We start from the raw sequence: 6098 nt of genomic DNA, 5'->3' as shown, positions 1-6098 counted from the left end.
GAGCGGAGCGGGTTCACCCGGCACGCCGTCGACGTCTCCTGGCGGCGCGAGCCCCGGCGCTGAGCGCCCTCGTCGCCGTCCCTCGCTGAGCGGCCCGATCCGCCCGTCGGCGCCCCGCCACGCGGCGGTTCACCCGTTGGACGTACAGCGTCTGTCGTTTCGTGGGCCAAGTCTCAGCCCGCGTTCACCCCGCGTTCATCGACGCACCTGGATCCGTCCATCTGGGCTGCTTAGCGTCCTCGTCGTTCGATCTTCCCTGCCCGGCTCCGACGTCCGGGCACACACCAGTCGAAAGGCCACTGAGTTGAAGCTCAGCACCACGACGCGCACCGCGGCCGTGTCCGCAGCGCTCGCCGCCACCCTCGCTCTCGCCGCGTGCGGCGCCTCGAACGAGGAGACCGGATCGGGCACCGCTTCCGGGGGCGACAGCGGCGGGGAGCTCAGCGGCACCCTCGTCGGCGCAGGCTCCAGCGCCCAGCAGGCGGCCATGCAGGGCTGGACCGCCGGCTACTCGAGCGTCCAGCCCGACGTGACGGTCAACTACGACCCGGTCGGCTCCGGTGGTGGCCGCGAGCAGTTCCTCGCCGGCGGCACCGACTTCGCCGGCTCGGACGCCGCGCTGGACGAGGAGGAGCTCGCGCAGGCCGAGGAGCGCTGCGGCGAGGCCGGGATCTTCGAGCTGGTGAACTACATCTCGCCGATCGCCGTCGTCTTCAACCTCGAGGGCATCGACTCGCTGAACCTCTCCCCCGAGGTCGTGGCCGGGATCTTCAACCAGCAGATCACCAACTGGAACGACCCGGCGATCGCTGCGGACAACCCGGACGTGACCCTGCCGGACCTCCCGATCGCACCGGTGAACCGGAGTGACGAGTCCGGCACGACGGAGAACTTCACCGAGTACCTCGCCGCTGTCGGCGGCGAGGCCTGGCCGCACGAGGCCAGTGGCGACTGGCCGGTCTCCGGTGGCGAGGCCGCCCAGGGCAACTCGGGCGTCGTGGCCGCGGTCGACGCCGGCACCGGCACGATCGGCTACGCCGACCTGAGCCAGGCCGGCGACCTGGGCATCGCGAACATCGGGGTCGGCGAGGAGTTCGTCGAGCCGTCCGCCGAATCCGCCGCCGCCGTGGTGGAGAACTCCGAGCGGCTGGAGGGCCGGGGCGAGTACGACTACGCCATCGAGCTCGCCCGCGACACCACCGAGTCGGGCAACTACCCGATCGTCCTGGTGAGCTACCAGATCGGCTGCATGGAGTACGACGAGCAGGAGACCGCCGACCTGGTCAAGGACTTCATGACCTACGTGGCCAGCGAGGAGGGCCAGCAGGCCGCCGCCGACGCGGCAGGCAGCGCTCCGATCAACGACACGCTGCGTGAGCAGGCGCAGGCCGCGATCGACGCGATCACCGCGACCAGCTGACCGAGTCGGCCAGCAGCGCGTCGCGGCGGCCCGGAGTGTCCACAACTCGGACACCCCGGGCCGCCGTGGCGCGTGATCCACTGCACCTCTCCCAGCATCCAGCGGTACGAGCCCCCCGGAGCGATCGGTGACCTCCACCACCAGCGCACCACCCGCCCAGCAGCCCAAGAGCCGGCCCGGTGACCGCATCTTCGCCGGCACCGCCAAGGGCGCGGGCGTCCTCATCCTGGTCATCCTCGCCGGAGTGGCCGTCTTCCTGATCAGCGAGTCGGTGCCGGCGCTGACGGCCTCCCCGGACGAAATCCCCGGTGACGGTGGCCTCGCCTCCTACATCGGGCCCCTGGTCTTCGGCACCCTGCTGTCCGCGGTGATCGCCCTGCTGGTCGCCACCCCGCTGGCGGTGGCGATCGCGCTGTTCATCACCTTCTACGCACCACGCCGGCTGGCCGCCGGACTGGGCTACGTGGTCGACCTGCTGGCCGCGATCCCGAGCATCGTCTACGGCTTCTGGGGCATCTTCTGGCTCGCCCCCCGGCTGGTGCCCTTCTACCGGTGGCTGGAGGAGAACCTCGGCTTCCTCCCGTTCTTCGCCGGGCCGGTCTCCTCGACCGGACGCACCATGCTGACCATCGGGCTGGTGCTCGCCGTGATGATCCTGCCGATCGTCAGCGCCATCTCCCGCGAGGTGTTCAGCCAGGTCCCGACGCTGCACACCGAGGCCGCCCTCGCCCTGGGCGCCACCCGCTGGGAGATGATCAAGATGGCGGTCATCCCCTACGGCAAGTCCGGTGTCATCGGCGGCTCGATGCTCGGCCTCGGGCGCGCCCTCGGCGAGACCATGGCCGTGGCGATCATCCTGTCCGGCTCGGCCGCCGGGATCACCTGGGCGCTCATCTCCAGCGCCAACCCGCAGACGATCGCGGCGAACATCGCCCTGCAGTTCCCGGAGTCGACCGGACTCGCCGTCAACACCCTGATCGCCAGCGGGCTCGCACTGTTCGTGATCACCCTCCTGGTCAACATGCTCGCCCGGTGGGTCGTCAACCGCCGGGCCGACTTCTCCGGAGCGAACTGATGAGCACCTCCATCGAGCAGTCCAGCGCCGCACCGCACACCTCTGCGCCGTCCCCGAACCCCCTGGGCGGCCACGAGAAGCAGGCCCCGTGGGTGCCGTGGGCGATGTTCGGCGCCGCCGCCGTGGTCGCGCTGGGGTTCCTGCTGACCGGCTGGAACGTCGTCCTCTTCGTCATCTACACGGTCGTGCTCGGCACGCTCGGCACCTACGTGCTCTCCCGGGTGACCGAGGGATCCCGGAAGGCGGTCGACCGACTGGTCACCTGCCTGGTGGTCAGCGCCTTCGGCATCGCCATGGTGCCGCTGGTCTCGCTGGTCTACGAGGTGGTCCGCCGCGGCGCGGAGCGCTTCGACGGCGAGTTCTTCAGCGCCTCCCTGCAGGGCGTCATCGGCCCGGGCGGCGGTGCGTACCACGCGCTCATGGGCACGCTGATCATCACGCTGCTCACCACGCTGATCTCGGTGCCGATCGGCCTGATGACCGCGATCTACCTGGTGGAGTACGGCTCCGGCCGGCTCAAGCGGTCGATCACCTTCCTGGTCGACGTGATGACCGGCATCCCCTCGATCGTCGCCGGCCTCTTCGCCTACGCGCTCTTCGTGCTCATCTTCGGGCCGGGCGTCCGGCTGGGGATCATGGGCGCGGTGGCGCTGTCGGTGCTGATGATCCCGGTGGTCGTCCGCTCGGCGGAGGAGGTGCTCAAGCTCGTCCCGAACGAGCTCCGCGAGGCCGCCTACGCGCTGGGCGTGCCCAAGTGGCGGACGATCCTCAAGGTGGTCATCCCGACCGCGATCGCCGGTCTGGCCACCGGCGTCACGCTGGCCATCGCCCGGGTGATCGGGGAGACCGCACCCCTGCTGATCACGGTGGGCATCACCAACGCCCTGAACTTCAATGCGTTCGACGGGCGGATGGCGACGCTCCCGGTCTACGCCTACTACCAGCTCACCCAGCCGGGCGTGCCGCCGGAGAACGCGATCGACCGGGCCTGGACAGCCGCCCTGGTCCTCATCATGCTGGTCATGGGCCTCAACGTGGTCGCCCGCCTGATCAGCCGCCTCTTCGCCCCCAAGACCAGTCGCTGACCCGGAACCCGGAGGAACACCACGTGGCCAAGCGCATCGACGTCTCGGACCTGGACATCTACTACGGCAACTTCAAGGCCGTGGAAGGCGTCAACCTGTCCATCGAGCCGCGCAGCATCACTGCCCTGATCGGGCCCTCGGGGTGTGGCAAGTCCACCTTCCTGCGGTCGCTCAACCGGATGCACGAGGTGATCCCCGGCGCGCGCGTCGAGGGGAAGGTCGTCATCGAGGGGCAGGACCTCTACGGCTCCGACGTCGACCCGGTCGACGTCCGCCGCCAGATCGGCATGGTCTTCCAGCGGCCGAACCCGTTCCCGACGATGTCGATCTACGACAACGTCGCGGCGGGCCTGCGGCTGAACGCCAAGAAGACCAGCAAGAGCGACATGGACGACCTGGTCGAGCGCTCGCTCAAGGGTGCGAACCTCTGGAACGAGGTCAAGGACCGGCTGAGCCGCCCGGGGTCGGGGCTCTCCGGTGGTCAGCAGCAGCGGCTCTGCATCGCCCGGGCCATCGCCGTCCAGCCCGAGGTGCTGCTGATGGACGAGCCGTGCTCCGCCCTCGACCCGATCTCCACGCTCGCCGTGGAGGACCTGATGATGGAGCTCAAGGAGCAGTTCACCATCGTCATCGTCACGCACAACATGCAGCAGGCCGCGCGGGTCAGCGAGACCACTGGCTTCTTCAACCTGAACGGGGTGGGTCAGCCCGGCCGGCTGATCGAGTACAACCCCACCGAGAAGATCTTCAGCAACCCCGACGAGAAGGCCACGGAGGACTACATCTCCGGCCGGTTCGGGTGATGCCCCGCTGAGCGGCGGCCCCGCCGCTCAGCTGCAGGACGATGCGGCCTCGGCCTCCGCGACAGCGGGGTCCGGGGCCGCTGTCGTCGGCACGGGGGTACCGATGTCGACGGGCGCCAGGCCGGTGAACTCCGGCCCGACGACCAGTTGCACCGCCGAGCCGACCAGGTCCGTCTCCACCAGCACGGCCCCGGGCACGGCCGCCGCCACGGTGCGCGCGGGCTCCAGCGCCGCCGGGCCGTAACGGACCACGGTGCGCTGCACGGTGGCCGGCTCGATGCCCCGCGCACCGACCCGGAACCCCGCGGCGGCCAGGCCGTCGGCCACCTCGCCCGTGCGCCCGGCGACGGAGCCGTCCAGCACGTCCACCGTCACCCCGGCCGGCGCCACGGAGACCGTCGTCCCCTCGGGCACCGGGTCGCCGGCCGCCGGCTCGGTGAGGGCAGGGTCGGTCGGCGCCGCCTCCGCGACGTCCTCCACGGCCGGGGCGGGCAGCCGGCCCGCGTCGATGACCGAGTCGAACAGCTGCCGGGTCGCGGTCGCGTCGACGACCACCACCGCCTGATCGCTGCCGTTGGGCACGTGGCCCACCTCGGCGACCGGGAGCCCGGTGCGCTCGATCGCGCTCCCGGACAGCTCACCCAGGGTGGCCCCGAAGGAGCGCAGGTCGCCGAGCGTCGTCCCGGCGTCCACCGTGAACGCATCGCCGGCCCGGGAGAGGAAGCGGGTCAGGGTCAGCGGGTCGGCCAGCGTGCTCCCCGCCAAGGCGGAGTCGAGCGCCGAGATCAGCACCCGCTGCTCACGCTCGGCCGCCGCCGCGCCGGTGACGTCGGCCCCGGTGGTGGTGGGCTGCAGGTAGCCGGTCACCTCCGCCCCGGCCAGCTGGACACCGCCCGCGCCCGGGCAGACCGGGACCCCACCGAGCGCCTCGACCATGCCGGGCAGCCGGGCGAGGTCGACGGCGACGTAGTGGTCGACCCGCAACCCGGTCAGCTGCTGCACCGACCGGACCAGGCAGGAGGGCCCGCCGTCGAGCAGTGCAGCGGCGAACGGCTCGGTCACGGGCTGGCGCAGGTCGCCGTCCGCCGTCCGGCAGACGGGGGTGTCGGTCAGTGCCGTGGGCGGCAGGCTGACCAGCACGGCCTGCTCACCGTCGCCGGAGACGTGCGCGATCACGGGGCTGACCGCAGGCAGCCCACTGCGCCCGGGCACACCGGTGCCGACCACCAGGTAGGTCGACGAGGTCTCCTGCAGCTGCGGGGCGAGCACCTCGGGGCCGTCGGTGACCAGCGCGTCGACCCGGTCGATCCCACGGTCGACGTAGAAGTAGAGGCCGACGTAGAAGGCGGTCACCAGGCCGAGCAGGGCCACCAGTGCGAGGGCGACCCGGGTCAACCGACGACGGACCGGGCCGGCCGGTGGACGCGGCGCCGGCAGGTCGGCGACCGTGGCGCCCGCGGGCAGGTCCCGACCGGGGATCGGCGGCACCGGCAGGCTGCGGCGCACGCCGGGCACCGGCACCGAGTACTGCGGTGGCGCGTTGGGGGTGACCGACGGCCCCGAGGTGCTCGCCCCGCAGCTGCAGGAGACCTCGTCGACCTACCTGGTGGTCGGCACCGGTGTGCCCGGGCGCAGTGGCGGGTCGCCCTCCCACTGGGGGCCCTGCTCGGCCTGGTGACAGCCGTCTACGTCGGCCCCTAATTCTATGTTTTTCC

At 71.4% G+C, this 6098-nt stretch carries 6 protein-coding genes; 5 read left to right on the top strand and 1 reads right to left on the bottom strand.

Features of this window, described 5'->3' with window-relative positions:
- Window positions 1–304: 304 nt before the first annotated feature.
- The 4 genes from pstS (at window position 305) to pstB (ending at window position 4383) form a co-directional block, all read left to right on the top strand.
- Window positions 305–1420 carry a phosphate ABC transporter substrate-binding protein PstS gene (gene pstS, locus G5C62_RS24925; RefSeq protein ID WP_164703136.1) on the top strand — a complete coding sequence of 372 codons (1116 nt, stop codon included), beginning with the start codon at window positions 305–307 and terminating at the stop codon, window positions 1418–1420.
- Window positions 1421–1547: 127 nt separating this feature from the next.
- A complete protein-coding gene (gene pstC, locus G5C62_RS24920) occupies window positions 1548–2495 on the top strand; it encodes a phosphate ABC transporter permease subunit PstC (RefSeq protein ID WP_164703135.1) in 948 nt (315 codons plus the stop codon).
- Complete coding sequence (gene pstA / locus G5C62_RS24915; RefSeq protein ID WP_164703134.1) at window positions 2495–3580, top strand: phosphate ABC transporter permease PstA; 1086 nt, start codon at window positions 2495–2497, stop codon at window positions 3578–3580. Before pstC ends, pstA begins: the two co-directional genes overlap by 1 nt.
- A gap of 23 nt (window positions 3581–3603) precedes the next feature.
- A complete protein-coding gene (pstB, locus tag G5C62_RS24910; protein WP_164703133.1) occupies window positions 3604–4383 on the top strand; it encodes a phosphate ABC transporter ATP-binding protein PstB in 780 nt (259 codons plus the stop codon).
- Window positions 4384–4410: 27 nt separating this feature from the next.
- Here the strand turns inward: pstB and G5C62_RS24905 are convergent, their stop codons facing one another.
- Window positions 4411–5889, bottom strand: a complete 1479-nt coding sequence (locus G5C62_RS24905; RefSeq protein WP_241176120.1) for an LCP family protein — start codon at window positions 5887–5889, stop codon at window positions 4411–4413.
- Between the two features lie 40 nt (window positions 5890–5929).
- Here G5C62_RS24905 and G5C62_RS28370 point away from each other — a divergent pair, with 40 nt between their 5' ends.
- Entirely contained in the window at window positions 5930–6061 is a 132-nt protein-coding gene (locus G5C62_RS28370) for a cell division control 45 family protein (RefSeq protein WP_241176119.1), read from the top strand.
- Window positions 6062–6098 lie beyond the last annotated feature (37 nt).

This window comes from Modestobacter sp. KNN46-3, assembly GCF_011039295.1.
Note: the sequence above shows the minus strand (reverse complement) of the source record. Positions and strands in the feature narration are given on the sequence as shown.